Origin of the sequence: Chitinophaga barathri, assembly GCF_003807585.1 — a bacterium.
GTDB lineage: Bacteria > Bacteroidota > Bacteroidia > Chitinophagales > Chitinophagaceae > Chitinophaga > Chitinophaga barathri.
Genome location: NZ_RMBX01000014.1, coordinates 46396 through 62292, shown reverse-complemented (window position 1 = coordinate 62292; position 15897 = coordinate 46396). Strand labels below are relative to the sequence as shown.

Annotated in this window: 12 protein-coding genes; 8 read left to right on the top strand and 4 right to left on the bottom strand. The window is 52.3% G+C overall.

What is annotated here, in order from left to right; genetic code table 11:
* Positions 1-125: 125 nt before the first annotated feature.
* From EG028_RS23000 to EG028_RS22990, 3 genes are all read left to right on the top strand, one after another.
* A complete protein-coding gene (locus tag EG028_RS23000; RefSeq protein WP_120518812.1) occupies positions 126-353 on the top strand; it encodes a Sec-independent protein translocase subunit TatA/TatB in 228 nt (75 codons plus the stop codon).
* 81 nt (positions 354-434) lie between these two features.
* Positions 435-1880, top strand: a complete 1446-nt coding sequence (gene gatA, locus EG028_RS22995) for an Asp-tRNA(Asn)/Glu-tRNA(Gln) amidotransferase subunit GatA (protein ID WP_120518859.1) — start codon at positions 435-437, stop codon at positions 1878-1880.
* 18 nt (positions 1881-1898) lie between these two features.
* On the top strand, positions 1899-3131 hold the full coding sequence (locus tag EG028_RS22990) for a lytic transglycosylase domain-containing protein (RefSeq protein WP_120518813.1): 1233 nt from the start codon (positions 1899-1901) through the stop codon (positions 3129-3131).
* Between the two features lie 170 nt (positions 3132-3301).
* On the opposite strand, the gene EG028_RS22985 is transcribed toward EG028_RS22990, so the two are convergent.
* A complete protein-coding gene (locus EG028_RS22985) occupies positions 3302-4732 on the bottom strand; it encodes a cation:proton antiporter domain-containing protein (RefSeq protein ID WP_120518814.1) in 1431 nt (476 codons plus the stop codon).
* A 122-nt stretch (positions 4733-4854) separates the two neighbouring features.
* Positions 4855-5259, bottom strand: a complete 405-nt coding sequence (locus EG028_RS22980) for a DoxX family protein (RefSeq protein WP_120518815.1) — start codon at positions 5257-5259, stop codon at positions 4855-4857.
* 115 nt (positions 5260-5374) lie between these two features.
* Here EG028_RS22980 and EG028_RS22975 point away from each other — a divergent pair, with 115 nt between their 5' ends.
* The 4 genes from EG028_RS22975 (at position 5375) to EG028_RS22960 (ending at position 10102) form a co-directional block, all read left to right on the top strand.
* Positions 5375-5761 carry an RNA-binding S4 domain-containing protein gene (locus EG028_RS22975; protein WP_120518816.1) on the top strand — a complete coding sequence of 129 codons (387 nt, stop codon included), beginning with the start codon at positions 5375-5377 and terminating at the stop codon, positions 5759-5761.
* A 39-nt stretch (positions 5762-5800) separates the two neighbouring features.
* Positions 5801-7027, top strand: coding sequence for a diaminopimelate decarboxylase (gene lysA, locus EG028_RS22970; protein ID WP_120518817.1), 1227 nt, complete (start codon positions 5801-5803; stop codon positions 7025-7027).
* A complete protein-coding gene (locus EG028_RS22965) occupies positions 7027-7674 on the top strand; it encodes a DUF3267 domain-containing protein (RefSeq protein WP_120518818.1) in 648 nt (215 codons plus the stop codon). The genes lysA and EG028_RS22965 overlap by 1 nt, the downstream gene beginning before the upstream one ends.
* A gap of 82 nt (positions 7675-7756) precedes the next feature.
* Entirely contained in the window at positions 7757-10102 is a 2346-nt protein-coding gene (locus EG028_RS22960) for a hypothetical protein (RefSeq protein ID WP_120518819.1), read from the top strand.
* On the opposite strand, the gene EG028_RS22955 is transcribed toward EG028_RS22960, so the two are convergent.
* Together EG028_RS22955 and EG028_RS22950 are read right to left on the bottom strand one after the other, a co-directional pair.
* Positions 10092-13724, bottom strand: coding sequence for a BamA/TamA family outer membrane protein (locus tag EG028_RS22955; protein WP_120518820.1), 3633 nt, complete (start codon positions 13722-13724; stop codon positions 10092-10094). The two genes, EG028_RS22960 and EG028_RS22955, sit on opposite strands and share 11 nt — an antisense overlap.
* A complete protein-coding gene (locus tag EG028_RS22950; protein ID WP_123864769.1) occupies positions 13721-14575 on the bottom strand; it encodes a hypothetical protein in 855 nt (284 codons plus the stop codon). Before EG028_RS22950 ends, EG028_RS22955 begins: the two co-directional genes overlap by 4 nt.
* 84 nt (positions 14576-14659) lie before the next feature.
* Between EG028_RS22950 and EG028_RS22945 the strand changes: the two genes are divergently transcribed.
* Positions 14660-15895 carry a Pycsar system effector family protein gene (locus EG028_RS22945; protein WP_120518822.1) on the top strand — a complete coding sequence of 412 codons (1236 nt, stop codon included), beginning with the start codon at positions 14660-14662 and terminating at the stop codon, positions 15893-15895.
* The last annotated feature ends 2 nt before the right edge of the window (positions 15896-15897 follow it).

The window sequence follows — 15897 nt, the reverse complement described above, 5'->3', positions numbered from 1 at the left end:
CGTTGAAGGACCATGCCACGGCTGTTTTGAGGAACCTTAAAAGTTCATTAAAGTATAGCCATGTGCATTGAAAAAGCCCGAAATATACCCTACCTTTGTTAGCTGAACTTTTTAAAAACTGAGAAATGACTGCTATTTTCGCTAAATCACCGTTTTTACTTTTTCAAGAATTAGGCATGACCGAACTTATCCTTATTGCTGCCGTTGTATTACTCCTGTTCGGCGGTAAAAAAATCCCTGAGCTCATGCGTGGTCTTGGTAAAGGTATCCGTGAATTCAAAGATGCCAAAGACAACGTTCGTCGCGAGATGGAAGATGGCATGAAAGAAACCGAAGTTAAGAAAAACGCCTAGTCAACCTTACGGGAATGGCTGGTATAGCCCATTCTCATTGTTGTAGAAATCTCCGATTGTAAGATTTAAACTGGTTTGGGTTTGACTGAATTCAGCAGTATATCGTCTTTTCATGAGGCGTTGTATGCCGGAAAAACGACCTGCGAGTCCATGGTACGCATGTACCTTGACAGGATTGAGCAGGCCCGGCACCTCAATGCTTATTTAGAAGTATTTTCAGAAGATGCTTTGGCGCAGGCGCGTTCCCTGGATGAAAAGATCCAAAGGGGAGAGCGTCCGGGCCTTTTGGCGGGTGTGGTAGTGGGCATCAAGGATGTGATCTGCTACAAAGGCCATAAAGTTTCCGCCGCATCGAAGATATTAGAGGGATTCACCTCCCTGTATAACGCAACGGCGGTTGAAAAACTGCTGGCCGAAGGCGCCATTATCATCGGGCGCCTGAACTGCGACGAGTTTGCCATGGGTAGCACCAATGAAAACTCCGCATATGGCAAGGTGCTGAACGCGCTGGACGTCACCCGGGTACCGGGCGGCTCTTCGGGCGGTTCCGCAGTGGCGGTACAGGCCGGTCTCTGCCAGGTAAGCCTGGGCAGCGATACCGGCGGTTCCGTACGCCAGCCGGCCGATTTCTGTGGTATTGTGGGACTTAAGCCCACTTATGGCAGAATTTCGCGGCATGGCCTTATTGCATACGCTTCTTCCTTTGACCAGATAGGTATTTTTGGCTCGAATATTGCAGATACGGCGTTGGTTCTGCAAGTCATTTCCGGGCCTGATGCCTATGATAGCACAGCCTCTCAAAGTGAAGTTCCTGATTACCAGGCGGATCTCCGGCACAATAAAAGCCGGAAATTTGCGTATTTGAAAGATGCCCTGCACCATGAAGGTCTGGATACCGAAATGCGGGGGGGATTTGAAAGTTTCTTTGAACAATTAAAGGCTGAAGGTCACACCGTCGAAGGGGTGAACTTCGATTACCTGGATTACGTGGTGGCCGCATATTATGTGCTCACTACCGCGGAAGCCTCCAGCAACCTGAGCCGGTTTGACGGGGTGAAGTACGGCTACCGTACCCCTCAGAAAGGCCTGGACCTGACCGATTTTTACAAGAAAAGCCGGTCCGAAGGGTTTGGAAAAGAGGTAAAACGCCGTATCTTACTTGGCACCTTTGTATTGAGCGCCGGATATTACGACGCTTATTTCACGAAGGCGCAGCAGGTAAGAAGGCTGGTGGTGGAGAAAATGCAGCATATTCTGTCAGAATACGACGCAATTTTACTGCCTACCGTGCCCAGCACAGCCTTTAAGATCGGAGAAAAAATGGACGATCCCATAGCCATGTACCTGGCTGACATTTATACGGTATTGGCCAATCTGACCGGGGTTCCGGCGATTTCAGTACCTTTGCTCCGGCATTCAAACGGGATGCCATACGGCCTGCAGATCATCACGAAGGAGTTTGACGAAAGGAACTTGTTACAGATAGCACATAACATGTTGCAAGAGCAGCAAGTACAAATAGTATAAAAACAAACAACAACGCGTATGACGAAAGTCTTTTTATTACTCTTATTGCCGGCCTTAGCGGGGAGTACCAGTGCGGTAGCCGCCAGCAGTGAGAGCCCTAAGGAGATAGTGTTTCCGGTTCAGGAAGCGCGCGCCGATACCTCCGTTACGCTCAAAAAGTCCGCCCACCTGCCGAAAGACACGGTAATACACGGCGCACCCGCTTCACAGGCGGTTAAGCAGGCTGCCCAAAACATGCCTGTCGTGGTTCGTACCCCCAAGGTATATGAACAGCTCGGCAATCACTTCGTAAAAGGTTATATCAACGATTACGCGACCCGTTATTCCCGTCACCTCGCGGTGATGGTAGAGCGCTCCGCACCGTATTTTACCATGATAGAAAAGGTATTCACCGACCACGGCATCCCCGAGGAAATGAAATACCTGGCCGTGATAGAATCCGGAATGTCCTATAATGCCCGCTCACGCGTTGGCGCCGTAGGCATGTGGCAGTTCATGAGCGGCACCGCCCGCATCTTCGGACTGAGCGTTGGTAAAAAAGTGGACGAAAGGAAAGATTTTTATAAATCCACCGTAGCCGCCGCCAAATACCTGAATGAACTGTACGAACAGTTCGATGACTGGTTACTGGTGGTAGCCGCCTACAACTGCGGCGCAGGCGGTGTACAACGTGCACAGAAGATCAGTGGCAGGAGCGATTTCTGGGGTATCCAGTATTTCCTCCCGGCCGAATCCCGCGGGCATGTGTACAAATTCATCGCTACCGGCTACATCCTGGACCGTTTCAATACCTTCTTTGGTGTGGGTGACAACTACGCCGCCGCTCCCGCAGCCCGTATGACCACCGCCGCGGAGTTCCGCAAAGCGGCGCCGCTCACGGAAGATGATATGTTCAATACAGTGGAATTCAACATCTCCGGTAAATTCAGGCTGGAAGCCATTGCCAAAAAACTGGCCATGGAACCCGCTGAACTGGAACGCCTGAACCCCGGCTTCTCACAAGCCCTGGCCAGCGAAACCAACAGCTACGACCTGCGTATCCCGAAAGAGAAAATGAAACTCTTCCAGGCCGAAAAAGAGGAGATACTGAAAGAATCCCTCCAGATCACGCTCGACGACAAGGCTTCAACGGTTGACAGGTCCCGCTTCCCGGCCCCTGTTAAAAGACCGGAAGTGAATGCCAACCCGAAAAAGAAAGTGGTAGCCAAAAAGACCTCCACCCGCAAAAAAACAACGACCAAGAGAAAATAACAGTTCAGAAGATATAAGAAAAGGGCCGCTTGAAGAAAGCGGCCCTTTTTATTTGGTAAAGGCCCGGATTCCCGGGCCTTCGTTATTTGTAAAATGATATGCAGTTTCTGAAGGGTAGGAGGAATGCAGGCTTTTAAGCTGCCGGAATCATCCCGGTTGTTATCACCCTTCTAATGCTGGTGCAAAGTCTTTTGCCTTCCCTGTGCGTAGCTGAAATTGATAATGTCCAGCAGCGGCCCGGTCATGAAAGTGGTGGCCAATGCCATCAGTACAAGCATCGCAAACACCTGGGGCGTAAGAATACCCAGCTCATAGCCGATATTCAGCACCACCAGCTCCATCAGGCCGCGGGTATTCATGAGTGCGCCGATAGACAATGCTTCCGGCCAGGGCTGCCCCACGATCCTCGCGGTGAGCGCGGAACCTGCAAATTTCCCGGAAACAGCCACCAGCATGATCACGCCGAATACCGCCCACAGATGGCCTTCATTCAGCAACCCGATCTGCGTGCGCAGGCCGGTCAGAACGAAAAATATAGGGAGCAGGATCACCACGCTCACATCTTCCAGTTTATCCGTCAACACATTTTTGATATTACTTTCAACCGGCATGATCACGCCTGCCAGGAAAGCACCGAACAGCAGGTGTATGCCGATCACTTCCGCCAGGTACCCCGAGATCAGTAGCACAAAGAAACCCAGCGCCACTTTGGTTTTGGTGCCGTAAAGCGTACTCATCCTGTGTTTCAGCCAGGGGCGCACCACCAGCAGCATACACAGTACAAAAGCAATCGCCAGCAGGATAGTGAACAGGGCGCTGAGGATACCGCCTGCCTTTACGATCGCCACTACCACCGCCAGGATACCCCAGGCCGTGATATCGTCCGCGGCCGCGCAGGTGATAGCCATCACGCCCAGCGGCGTGCCGGTGAGCCCGCGCTCCTGCACGATGCGCGCCAGTACCGGGAACGCGGTGATACTCATCGCGATGCCCATAAACAACGAAAACGAAAGGAAACTGACGTGTACCGGGGCATATTGCTGGTAGATAAAATACGCCAGGCAAACGCCCAGGAAAAAGGGTATGATAATGCTCGCATGGCTGATCATTACCGCGTCATGGGCTTTCTGGCGGATCTTGCTGATGTCCAGCTCCATGCCTACGATGAACATAAAAAACGCGAGGCCGATCTGGCTGAGGAACTGGAGGTTGGACAGGGAGGCTGTAGGGAATACCCCCTGCATAACCGCCGGAGACAACCATCCCAACAGGGAAGGGCCGAGGAAAATACCGGCGACGATCTCGCCTACCACGGCGGGCTGCTTCACTTTACGCGCCAGGAAACCAAAAGCCCGGGACACACAGAGGATCAGGATGATCTGCATCAGCAGCATACTCAGCGGGTGCTGCGCATGATGCAGCAGTTCTGCGAATACATTGCTGCCAGCCGCTGCGGGAGCGGCAGGCGCCGGTTGCGCCACGGCATTGGTGAGCGGTGTGGCGGTGCGTTCAGGTAATTTTTCTCCCCGGGCGATGATCAGCCAGGTGAGCAGGGCAAATGCCCCGATGATCAGGGGGTAAAGCAGGTGGCTCCTTTTCATTCCGATAGATGATAATTCTCCGAAATATACGAACTCATCGCTTTATTCTCATGCAAAACGAAGGCCGGGAGATGTTACATTCCTGTAAAATCTCCCGGCCTGATATTGAAGTATATGCGTTATCAGCCGAAGGCTATATCGGTTTTACCTTCCTGTGCCAGCTTCTGCCTGCGCAACTTATGATAAAGGAAATAGGAGCCAAACACGAACGCCATGGGCAACGGGATGAACCCCCAGGTGCTGGCAGGATCACCGGACATAAAGTGTGAATACATGGCGCCGATGAGGTCGAATATAAGGCCGGCATAAGCCCACTCTTTCAGCCGTGGGAAGCCCGGTACCAGTATGGCGATGAGCCCCAGTATTTTAGCTACGCCCAGGAATTGAGCGATGTAGGCGGGGTACCCCAGCTTAGTGACGTAAGCCACGGCCTCGGGTGCGCCGCTGGCGTCATAGATAGCGCCTAGGCCCATAAATGCGGCCATCAGGCCGGTTACTATCCAGTAGAAGATCTTTGTTTTTTTCATAGTAGTGTGGTTTTGTGGTTGTGTGAAACAAAATTAAGCCAGGCCCTTTGTTCAGACGGGTTGTGATTGAGACATATTGGGGGTCGGATACGACATTTTGCGTAATTTTGCGCCCATGAGCGCGGAAAAAGTACGCCTGGACAAATACCTCTGGGCCATCAGGATATTCAAAACCCGCACACAGGCGGCAGCCGCCTGCGACAGCGGGAAAGTAAAGCTGCGCGGCACAGCCGTGAAAGCCGCAAGACCCGTGGTGACCGGCGACCAGTACGACATACGCACCGAAGCAAAACGCTGGAAGATAGAGGTGACGGGGCTGCTGGCCAACCGTGTGCAGTATACCGAAGCCATTAAATATTACCTGGATATCACTCCCGAAGAAGACAAGCTGTTCAATCAACGGACGGCCGCCAGCTTTGATACCGGCAAGCGCCAGAGCAAGATCGGGCGCCCCACCAAGAAGGAACGCCGGGACCTGGACGATTTTATGCAGGAAGATTAATATTCTTATTATTTTCGCACATTCAATTTACAAGATACAATGGCTAAACAAAGCGATGTTCTCAGCGCGGAGTTCCTGGTGAAAACCGCACAGGAATTCGGCACCCCGGTATACATTTACCATGCGGAAAAGATCAAAACACAGTACGAGAAGTTGCAGAGCGCCTTCAGCAAGGCGGATGCACGCTTTTTTTATGCCTGTAAAGCCCTGACCAATATCAACGTGCTCCGCTATATCAACTCACTGGGTTGCGGGCTGGACACGGTTTCTATCCAGGAAGTACAGCTGGGCCTGAAAGCCGGCTTCGATCCGAAGAACATCATTTTCACCCCCAACTGCGTTGACCTCCAGGAAATCATCGCGGCCAAGGAGCTGGGCGTGAACCTGAATATCGACAACATTTCCATCCTCGAACAGTTCGGCAACCAGTTTGGCGGCAGCTATCCCATCTGCATCCGGCTGAACCCGCACATCATGGCAGGGGGGAACTTTAAAATATCCACCGGGCATGTGGACAGCAAGTTCGGCATCTCCATCCACCAGCTGCGCCACATCGAGCGTATCGTGAAATCCACCAAACTGAAGGTGACCGGCCTGCACATGCACACCGGTTCCGAGATCAAAGACGTGGACGTGTTCCTGCGCGGCGTGGAGATCATGTTTGAAATGACCGAGCACTTCCCGGACCTGGAATTCATCGACCTGGGCAGCGGTTTTAAGGTTGCTTATCAGCAAGGCGATCCCGAAACGGACATCGACCTGCTGGGTAAAAAACTGACCGAAGCTTTCAACAAATTCGCCAAAAACTACGCAAGGCCTTTACAGCTCTGGTTTGAACCGGGGAAATTCCTGGTGAGCCAGTGCGGTTACTTTGTGGTGAAAGCCAACGTGATCAAACAAACCACGGCTACCGTGTTTGTGGGTGTGAACTCCGGTTTTAACCACCTGATCCGCCCCATGTTCTACGATTCTTTCCACCTGATCAAGAATATTTCCAACCCGAAAGGCACGGACAGGATCTATACCGTGGTAGGTAATATCTGCGAAACGGACACCTTCGGCTGGGACCGCAAGATCAACGAAGTGCGCGAAGGCGACTACCTCGTGTTCTACAACGCGGGCGCCTACGGTTTTGAAATGTCCAGCAACTTCAACAGCCGCCTGAAACCTGCCGAAGTGCTGGTGAAAGACGGGAAAGCGCACCTGATACGCAAGCGGGACACGATAGACGACCTGCTGAAAAACCAGGTAGAAATCACGATGTAATGATGACGGGCCAGCTGATCCAATCGCTCCGGGAACAAGGGTACGAGGAATACTCCCGGTTCAGCTTCAACGAGCTGGTGATCCCGCTGCGGGAAGGGCTGAAATCCGGCAATATATACGCCACTTCTTTTTTTGTAGTGATATTAACAGGCTGCGGAGGCATGGGTGCCCTCGCAGCCTTTTTTCTTTTATCCGATACCCTTACCGGCAGCCAGATGGCAGGCTGGACGCTGGCCTGCATACCCGCCACACTGCTGCTGGTGCCGCTGCACGAGCTGATCCACGGCTGGATGTTCCGCTGGTATGGCGCAAAAGACGTACGGTACGGCGTGATCTGGAAAAAACTGATGTTTTACGCCGTGGCGCACGGTTTTGCCGTGAACTACAGGCAGTTCCGCTACATCGCCCTCGCCCCTTTTGTGGTCATTTCCCTGCTTTTGATAGCCGCTTTCCTGTTGGTAACCGCCCCCTGGAAAGCGCTGATCCTGGGCGTCATGGTGTTTCATGCGATGTGCTGCGCCGGAGATTTTGGCCTCTGCGCGTACTTTTACCAGGTCCGCCACCGCCAGCCCCTCAGTTTCGACGATGCGGACGGGGACGTCACCTATTTTTACACGCTGCCGGATTTGAAAACGGAAAACCCGTAACTTTGCATAACTAACTATCCCTCGCAACCGATCTGTTTTCCTGCACTGTGACTGTAAGCACAATTGGATTTATGTATTGCATATGAAAATACTCACAGCACACCCCGGCTTATTTAAGGACGACCTCCTGATAGATAGTCACATCTCGTTTGTGCCATTTATCAGGTTCATGAAAGATAAAGCTGAACAAGCACAGGGTGCAAGAGCCGCATATTTTAGAGAAATCGTCCGCCACTTTGAGAGTAACCCGGAACTGCAGCAGCCGCTCAGGGAAGACACAGACATCTCGAAGTACCAGGAATACCTGGACCTGATCACCGCCACCGTGTTTCCCGTCACTATGGATGAGAGCCGGGATATTTACGGCATCGGGGTACCATACCGTTTCGCCATATTTTATTATTCTGACCGATTCCGCCAGATATTCACGGAAGACGGGAAGGAACTCATGGCCGTGCCGAAAGGTATTTCCGTGGATAAAGTGAGAAGGGATAAACTGTACTGGCTGTACAAAATGATCCTCGAACGCTGGTACAACCTGCCCATCAACTACGACCAGGAGCTGATCCATCATATCGTGAACCCGGAGACCGGGCTTTCCAAATACATCAAAGTACACATCGACCCGCGTTTTACAGACGTAAAACTCGTAGGCGAGCTGCCCAAGCTGGACTGCGGGGAGATCTGCGCCGGGGACTTTAAGTTCCAGGACATCGAGGAACTGGAAAAACTCGTGCCGCTGAAAAACTTTGAGCTGGAAGGTTTCGTGATCTGGACCATACAGGACGTGACCAGGGAACATGTCGTGAACGGCATGAAAAACCTGGTGCTCAACATCCGGAAAGATAACGAGCTGAAAACATACACCCAGGCAAGGGAGTACCTGAGAACACTCACGGGCCGCAGTGATATGAACATCCACCTGGTACCCTTCCTGAAGGTGAACAACAAAAGCGTGCTGGAAACCACCTATATCACGCAAAGCATCATCTTCTCCAGCGCCCGTAACGACCAGGAGCGCCAAAGCATCAACGAACAGCTGCAGGAATTCCTGGAGAACAATCCGCAGCCACTGGTATTGCCGGAAGTGAACCGGCAGACGGTGGAGCTGTATCCTTTCCTGAAATACCTGCCCCTGCATGGCGTAAAAAGTTTCCTGCTGTTTCCCATACAACATGAAAACAACCTGCTGGGTATGCTGGAAATAGCCACTACCGGCAGCCAGGGAGTGGATTGGGATATACTGGGCCAGCTGCAGCCTACCTATGCGGTGGGCACCATGTTGCTGGGAAGAAGCATTGAGCTGGCGAACGAACGGATCAATGAAGTGATCAAAGAACAGTTTACCGCCCTGCAACCTGCTGTGGAATGGAAGTTCACGGAAGCCGCGTGGGAATACCTGCATACGCCCAAAGCGCAGCAGAAAGACATCGGCAATATCCTTTTCGAAGACGTGTACCCGCTGTATGGCGCGGTGGACATCCGCAACTCTTCCGTAGAGCGCGGCTCCGCCATCCGCGATGACCTGAAGGAACAGCTTCAGCTGATCCAGCAAACGTTTAAACGCATCAACGGCGACCTGCACCTTCCCTTGCTGGAAGAACTGCAATTCAAGAACAATCGCATGCTGAACAGTATGCACGACACGCTGTTTGCGGAAGATGAAGTAAAGATCAATGAATTCCTGGATCACGAGATAGCGCCCACTTTCAAACACCTGTATGAAAGCGGGGAAGAGCTGAAACCTTTATTGAACCAGTATTTCGAGAAGATAGACAAAACTACCGGCCACGTATATCATCACCGCAGGGAATACGAAGAAAGCCTGCGCGATATCAATATGGCCATCAATCAATTCCTGGAAAAAGAAAAAGACGAACTGCAACGCTCTTACCCCTGCTACTTCGAAAAGTACCGGACAGACGGGGTGGAGTACAATATCTATATCGGGCAAACGATCGCGCCGGACCGTAAGTTTGATACGCTGTACCTGCGTAATCTCCGCCTGTGGCAGCTTTCAAGTATGGCATCCATCGCTAGGATCACGCGCGAACTGGAACCGAAGCTGAAACTGCCATTGCAGACCACGCAGCTGATCCTTGCGCATAGCAATCCTATCGATATCAGTTTCCGGAAAGATGAAAGGAGATTTGATGTGGAAGGGGCTTACAATATCCGTTACGAGATCATGAAAAAACGGATAGACAAAGTACGTATCAGGAATACCAATGAAAGGCTCACGCAGCCCGGAAAGATAGCGATCGTATATTCTTACGCACGCGAAGCGGACGAATACCGCAAATACATCGAGTTCCTGCAAAACAAAGACGTATTGCTGCCGGACGTTGAGATGCTTGACCTTGAAGAGGTACAGGGCATCAGCGGCCTGAAAGCAATACGCCTTACAGTGAATTTTCCTAAAACTTAAACCCGAACGTTACGTAGGGTAAAGTATCTTCGGTGGAGTGGCCTATCACTGCCGTGATTACCAGCAGGTTCACGGGAGAGAAGTAGAGCCCTCCGCCAAAACCGTCGTGCCACTGGCCGGACTTTTCTCCTTTCTGCCAAACCCTTCCCACATCGTTGAATGCGATCAGCCCCACAGAGCCGGGCACGATATACGATGCAAAGTCGAACAGCTTTACGCGGAGTTCCATATTGTTATAAACCATGCCGGTACCGGTAAAACGGTTGTTCCTGAAGCCGCGCAGGTTGGCCGTTCCGCCGAGGGACAGCGCCTGGAAAAACTCGGGCTTGCCCCAGGTGTAACCACCGCCGATGCGGGTTACCAGCACTACGCTGGGCGGCAGGCCGAGGGAGGCGTATATGCTCATGTCCGACCGAACCTGGAGGAAGTCATTGCTGAATTCATTCAGACCTTTGTTGCCAATAATGGAAGTATTCCACAGCAGGCCGCGGGTGGCCACTACGTTGTTGTCACGCGTATCAATATTAAATGTACCGCGCAGCCCGGCGAAATATTTATTCTTGAACAATGCGGCGGAATCCAGCCCATGAGCCTTGTAATTCGTGAGGAAGCGACCTTCGTTGTCCTCCTGCTCCAGCGTGACGGCTGTAAGGGAAGGGCCTATGCCGAAGCTGATATTCTGCGCGAGGTTGGTCCGCAGGAGCGCTTCCACGGAATACAGGTTAAAACGGCTGCGGTAATAACGTATAGGCGGATCAGTTATATTTTTATCATACACGGTTTCGTTCCCATACCCGAAGAAATTCGCTGTATTGTGCGGCGCTTTGGCGATGCCGTACAGCAGCAGGTCCGATTCTCCGATCACGTCATTGAACTGCCCTTCGTATTTGAACTGGAACGCTTCCGTAGCCACGGCATGTACGCCGGTGAGCGTATGTTTTACAGCAAAGGAATCTTTCCTGAAACCATGCCCGGTGTATTGGAGGCCCAGGCCGATGAGCAGGCCATCGTCCAGGTTGTAGCCGCCGGCAACCAGGGGCATGAGTTTGTTGTATTTAAACGCGAAACGGTTGTAACGGATCACTTCCGGGCTGGAAGAGAGTTTCAGCTTTTCACGGCGCGTGATGGCAAAGCTGTCTTCTTTTCCTTTGAGGTCGTAAATGAGCACACGTTTACCGCCGCCGGCACTGGCGCTGTCAATATAGGTATCCTTGTTCCTGCCGCCAACGAGGCGCACACGGATGGGGGATTTATTGTCTCCGCGTACCACGAACCGGTCTTCGCCCCCGAGGCCGTAAACGACCACTTCTTTCGTGTGGGCGGGGTTGAAGGTACGGTCGTAGAGCGTTTGCTCCAGCTCACCTTTTTTGCTGATCTTCTGCGAAGTAACCTGTACATGGCCGCCCGGCAGGCGGTTCACAGTGAACAGTTCGTTTTTCTGCGAGCCGGGCACATCCACGGCTTTAGCGAGGAAGCGGTAATATTTCATGGCTTCTTTTTCCATGATCCCTCTCCTGGCGATCAGCGTGCTCACCATCATGTCCTCCGTCTGTTTGCGGATAGTATCCGGGAGCTGCGCCACTGCGGCTTTGATCACGCTGTCCGTCATAGCGGCTACCAGTGCTTTTGATTTTTCCTTCCACACTTCTTCACCAAGCCCGGTCAGGAGGGTGTGATCAAAATAGCGGTTGTTAAAGGCAAAGCCGTTTACATTCGGGATCTTTTTGCGGAAACCCTGCGCGAAAGGTAAAAAGTAGGGCTGGCTCAGGATTCGCGGAAGCACGCCGGTGTTTATAAAAAACGCCTGGTCCCTGTCCCTGGGAATGGGATAAAAGATCTTCCGTTTTTTATCTTTCTCCGCATACCAGCGCCACTGGTCGTCATGACGGTCCCAGTCTGAAATGTAGGTGTCAAACAGCCGGGCATACAGCACGGACGGCTGATGAACGCTGTTGTCATTATCTGCCAGCATTTCTTCCAGCAGCTTCATGGTGTTATAGGTTTTGCTGGCGGTCACGGGCTCGCGCTCTTCAAAAAGATACAGTTTGTTGGCGAAGTCTTTCCTGTAAATGCCCAGCGCGGTATCGTCGGGGAGATATACAAATGTGGGCGTGGTGTGCGGAATGCCGGCGGCCTTCGCCAGTGGCGACACGGCCAGCGGGGCATAAGGGTTGGCGGCGGATATCTGGTCCTGTACGATCTCTTTCGCAAAAGTTTCTCTCAGTATTTCAGGCATGGCGCTGACCGGCCATTTTTCCAGCGAGCGCAGCACCCATTCCTGGCCGGTGGGATCTTCAAGACGGAGAGAGCGGGTCTGTTTGCCGCCGCCGCGTTTCAGGATCTTCAGGCCGCCTTTGGCAGTGTCCAGGTTTATTACCGGGAAGGTGAGGGGAGTGGCCCATACATCGCGGTAGTTCGTTCCGAGGAACCATTTGTGAAAGCCGTTTACATCCGCATATTGCGGATCCGCGGGCAGGGTCACGGTTTTAGGCGGCGGTATGGAAGCCTGCACGGCCAGGCGGCGCTGGTAATCTTTCAGGTTCAGCAGCGGTTCGCTGTAAATGGGCTGTGCATTTGTTTCATCATAAAAGTCCACGCGCACGGAACCGTTTTTCATTACGGTAATGGTGCTGTAACCATTGAGGTGGCTGGCGAAGAGGGAGTTCTTTCCTTTTTTGGCCCTGTTATCTTTTGCACCCGAGCCGCTGACGATATAATTCCTGTCGTGCTCACGGATGAGCTGGAGACTATGGTCATGACCGGAAACAAATACCACGGCGGCATCTTTCGGCATGGCCTCTTCGATGCCCGCGATCATTCTTTTATAGAGCGGGTGCGGGAGGTCTTCCCGGGTGCCAAACACACCGCGCACCAGGGGATATACGGATCCGATGACGGGCATGGGCACGTAAAGGAAACGTTTCGCATCCGTTAAGGGAAAAATATGCTGTTTGAGGGTATAATATCCGCCGTGTATGCCATGACTGCGCAAAGGGTGATGCGCGGCGAACACCAGCAGTTTACCGGGATTGCGGGCGGCGATGTCCGCCAGTTCGGTGAGTACTTCATCTTCCGTTTTCTGGTCGCAGCTGGATTCCACACCGGGTTTTCTGCCGGGGTACAGCCACCATTCGGTATCCATGATCACCAGCAGCACATCGTCTCCGAGGGGCACGGTAACGGGGCCGGGGCATCCGTCCTTTGGCAGGAAGTTCACATTCGGCAACAGCAGGGAATCGATGTATTGCTGCTGGTTGCGGATCTGGCGCCATCCGTCCGGGCGGTGTTTGCTCCAGTCGTGATTGCCGGGCACAAATATGCCATCCGCCTTGGTGTCTTTCACGAGGCTCACCTGGTAATCGAGGATGAAGCGGGCTTCGTCATAATTTTTGGCGAGGGCGTCGGGTAACCCGAGGGGATACACGTTGTCTCCCAGGAACAGGACGGTGTTTTTACCCTGGTTCAGATTGATGTTGCGGCGTACGGCATCTACCACGGCGTTTTTGCCGTTCTGCATTTCACCGGCGTCGCCGATCAGGATGATGCGTTGCTGCACGCTGTCCTGCTGCGCCAGGGCGCCTGTGGCGATACAGCTGAGTAGGAGAATAGATAGGTATTTCAATTTTTCGGATGATATTTGAATTTGAGAATATCTGCGGTGTTTTCATCGTCCCCCTCATTGGAGATATACATATCCCCGTTAGGTGCGAAGGTAATACCTTCCGGTTGTGAAAAGTGCTTCCGGGGCAGGTGGTGCGCCTCCAGGACGTTACCCTGAAGGTCGGTAATCACCAGCAGTTCATTCACAGAAGCCACGATATATACACGCCTTTCAACAGGATGTACAGCGGCGCCGGAGGGGCGGAAGTGTTTGGAAGGGGATTCGGCCAGCCCCGGTATGGTGGCGGTGCTGATCCTGAAGGCGGTATCGGGGATGTAGGCCATGGAGTCCAGCCTGAAGGCATATACGCTGTTATAGGGCTGTTTTTTGTCCTCGTCACAGGTTTTGCAGATCACCATCACCTGGTTCCGCTGGATGTCGTAATAAGCGGCTTCCATATCCCGTTTGCCGGGTTTAAAGAATGGATAGGTAGTGGATTCTGTGGTATCAGTAAACAAATAATTGATCTGGTTGATGGCGCCGTTGCTTTTGAGCACGAGCCAGTCTTTGCCGGTGTAAACCAGTTCTTCGTAATCGCCGCCCTTCCCGAACTTCCAGAAAGGATAGGCGGATTTGGTGCGGAGCCCCACCTGGAACACCTTTCCCTGCTCGTCGTTATTGGCCATAAAGTGGTTCTCATCGCGGTAGAACACGAGGCTGGATATCTCCTGCAACGATTCCCTGACCTTAAAACGCTCATATTGCGCAAGGTTATAACCTTCCGGGGAGGTCTGGTGTTTCCTGGACTTTATCCCCAGCGCATCGCAGGAAATGAGGGTAGTGACCAGCAGGGCCTGCATTAACATCTTCATACGCCATTCTTTATACAATAAAATTAACGCAAAAAATGCCGTAATTTGGAAATAGAAATACTTTCTCAGTAAATACAACATCAAATGGAAATAAGTTCAGTGATTGCAACTGCACAATCCTATATTACCCGCCAGTATGAGCAACATGCGGACCCGGTGCTTGTTTATCATAATCTCGCGCATACTTTACAGGTAGTCAGCGCCGCGGAGCAGATCGCAGCTTATTACAGGCTCACGGAGGCGGACCAGCTGGTGGTGTACCTGGCTGCATGGTTCCATGATCTGGGTTATATACTGGGCGACCGTACGCAACACGAAGCGGCGGGCGCGGAAGCGGTCAAAACCTTCATCGCGCAGCAGCAACTGCCGGAAAGTATAGGCCAGGCCGTAGCCGACTGTATTTTGGCCACCCGCATCCCGCAGCATCCCCGCAACCTGGTGGAGCAGATCGTTTGCGACGCGGACCTTTTCCACCTGGGCAGCAAAGATTTTTCCAAACGCAACAAACTGCTGCGCACCGAATTGGAGCTGGCCACCGAACAAAAGATCTCCGGCGCCGACTGGGCGAAGTCCAGCATCCAGTTCCTCGAATCACATACTTACCACACCGCTTATTGCCGCACCCTGCTGAAGCAGCAGAAGGAAGAAAACCTTGAAAAACTCCGCGGTAAACTGGAGCAGAAGCTGGCCGAAGCATTGGAAGAGAAAAAGGATAAAACATTCAAAGCGGATAAAGAAGAAATGAAAGAAGGGAAAAAGGAAGAGAAAAAAGAGAAGGAAAAGAAACCGGAACGCGGTGTGGAAACCATGTTCAGGACCACTTCCACCAATCATATCAGGCTGAGTTCCATGGCGGACAGTAAGGCGAATATCATGATCTCCGTGAACGCCATTATCATTTCGGTGCTTTTATCAGTACTGCTGCGCAAGCTGGAAGATTACCCGAACTTTATCCTGCCGGCCATCATCTTCCTGACCACGAGCGTGACCACCATCGTGTTCTCCGTGCTGGCCACCCGTCCGAATGTAACCAGCGGCCGGTTTACAGACCAGGATATCCGCAGCAAAAAAGCGAACCTCCTGTTCTTCGGCAATTTCCACCAGATGACTTACCAGGAATACGAGCAGGGCATGGAAACCATTATGAAGGAAGGTGAGTACCTGTACAGTAATATGATCCACGACATTTATAACCTGGGCGTGGTGCTGGGCCGGAAGTACCGCCTGCTGCGCCTGGCATACAATACATTCATGTTCGGCATCGTGGCTTCCGTATTGGCTTTCACGATAGCCGCCATATTTTTCCCGGTAAAAGGATAGGC

What these genes read in the sequence shown, in the direction of transcription:
- EG028_RS23000 (WP_120518812.1), top strand. Translation starts at nt 126, where the DNA reads ATGACTGCTATTTTCGCTAAATCACCGTTTTTACTTTTTCAAGAATTA.
- EG028_RS22990 (WP_120518813.1), top strand. Translation starts at nt 1,899, where the DNA reads ATGACGAAAGTCTTTTTATTACTCTTATTGCCGGCCTTAGCGGGGAGT.
- EG028_RS22985 (WP_120518814.1), bottom strand. Translation starts at nt 4,732, where the DNA reads ATGAAAAGGAGCCACCTGCTTTACCCCCTGATCATCGGGGCATTTGCC.
- EG028_RS22980 (WP_120518815.1), bottom strand. Translation starts at nt 5,259, where the DNA reads ATGAAAAAAACAAAGATCTTCTACTGGATAGTAACCGGCCTGATGGCC.
- EG028_RS22975 (WP_120518816.1), top strand. Translation starts at nt 5,375, where the DNA reads ATGAGCGCGGAAAAAGTACGCCTGGACAAATACCTCTGGGCCATCAGG.
- lysA (WP_120518817.1), top strand. Translation starts at nt 5,801, where the DNA reads ATGGCTAAACAAAGCGATGTTCTCAGCGCGGAGTTCCTGGTGAAAACC.
- EG028_RS22965 (WP_120518818.1), top strand. Translation starts at nt 7,027, where the DNA reads ATGATGACGGGCCAGCTGATCCAATCGCTCCGGGAACAAGGGTACGAG.
- EG028_RS22960 (WP_120518819.1), top strand. Translation starts at nt 7,757, where the DNA reads ATGAAAATACTCACAGCACACCCCGGCTTATTTAAGGACGACCTCCTG.
- EG028_RS22950 (WP_123864769.1), bottom strand. Translation starts at nt 14,575, where the DNA reads ATGAAGATGTTAATGCAGGCCCTGCTGGTCACTACCCTCATTTCCTGC.
- EG028_RS22945 (WP_120518822.1), top strand. Translation starts at nt 14,660, where the DNA reads ATGGAAATAAGTTCAGTGATTGCAACTGCACAATCCTATATTACCCGC.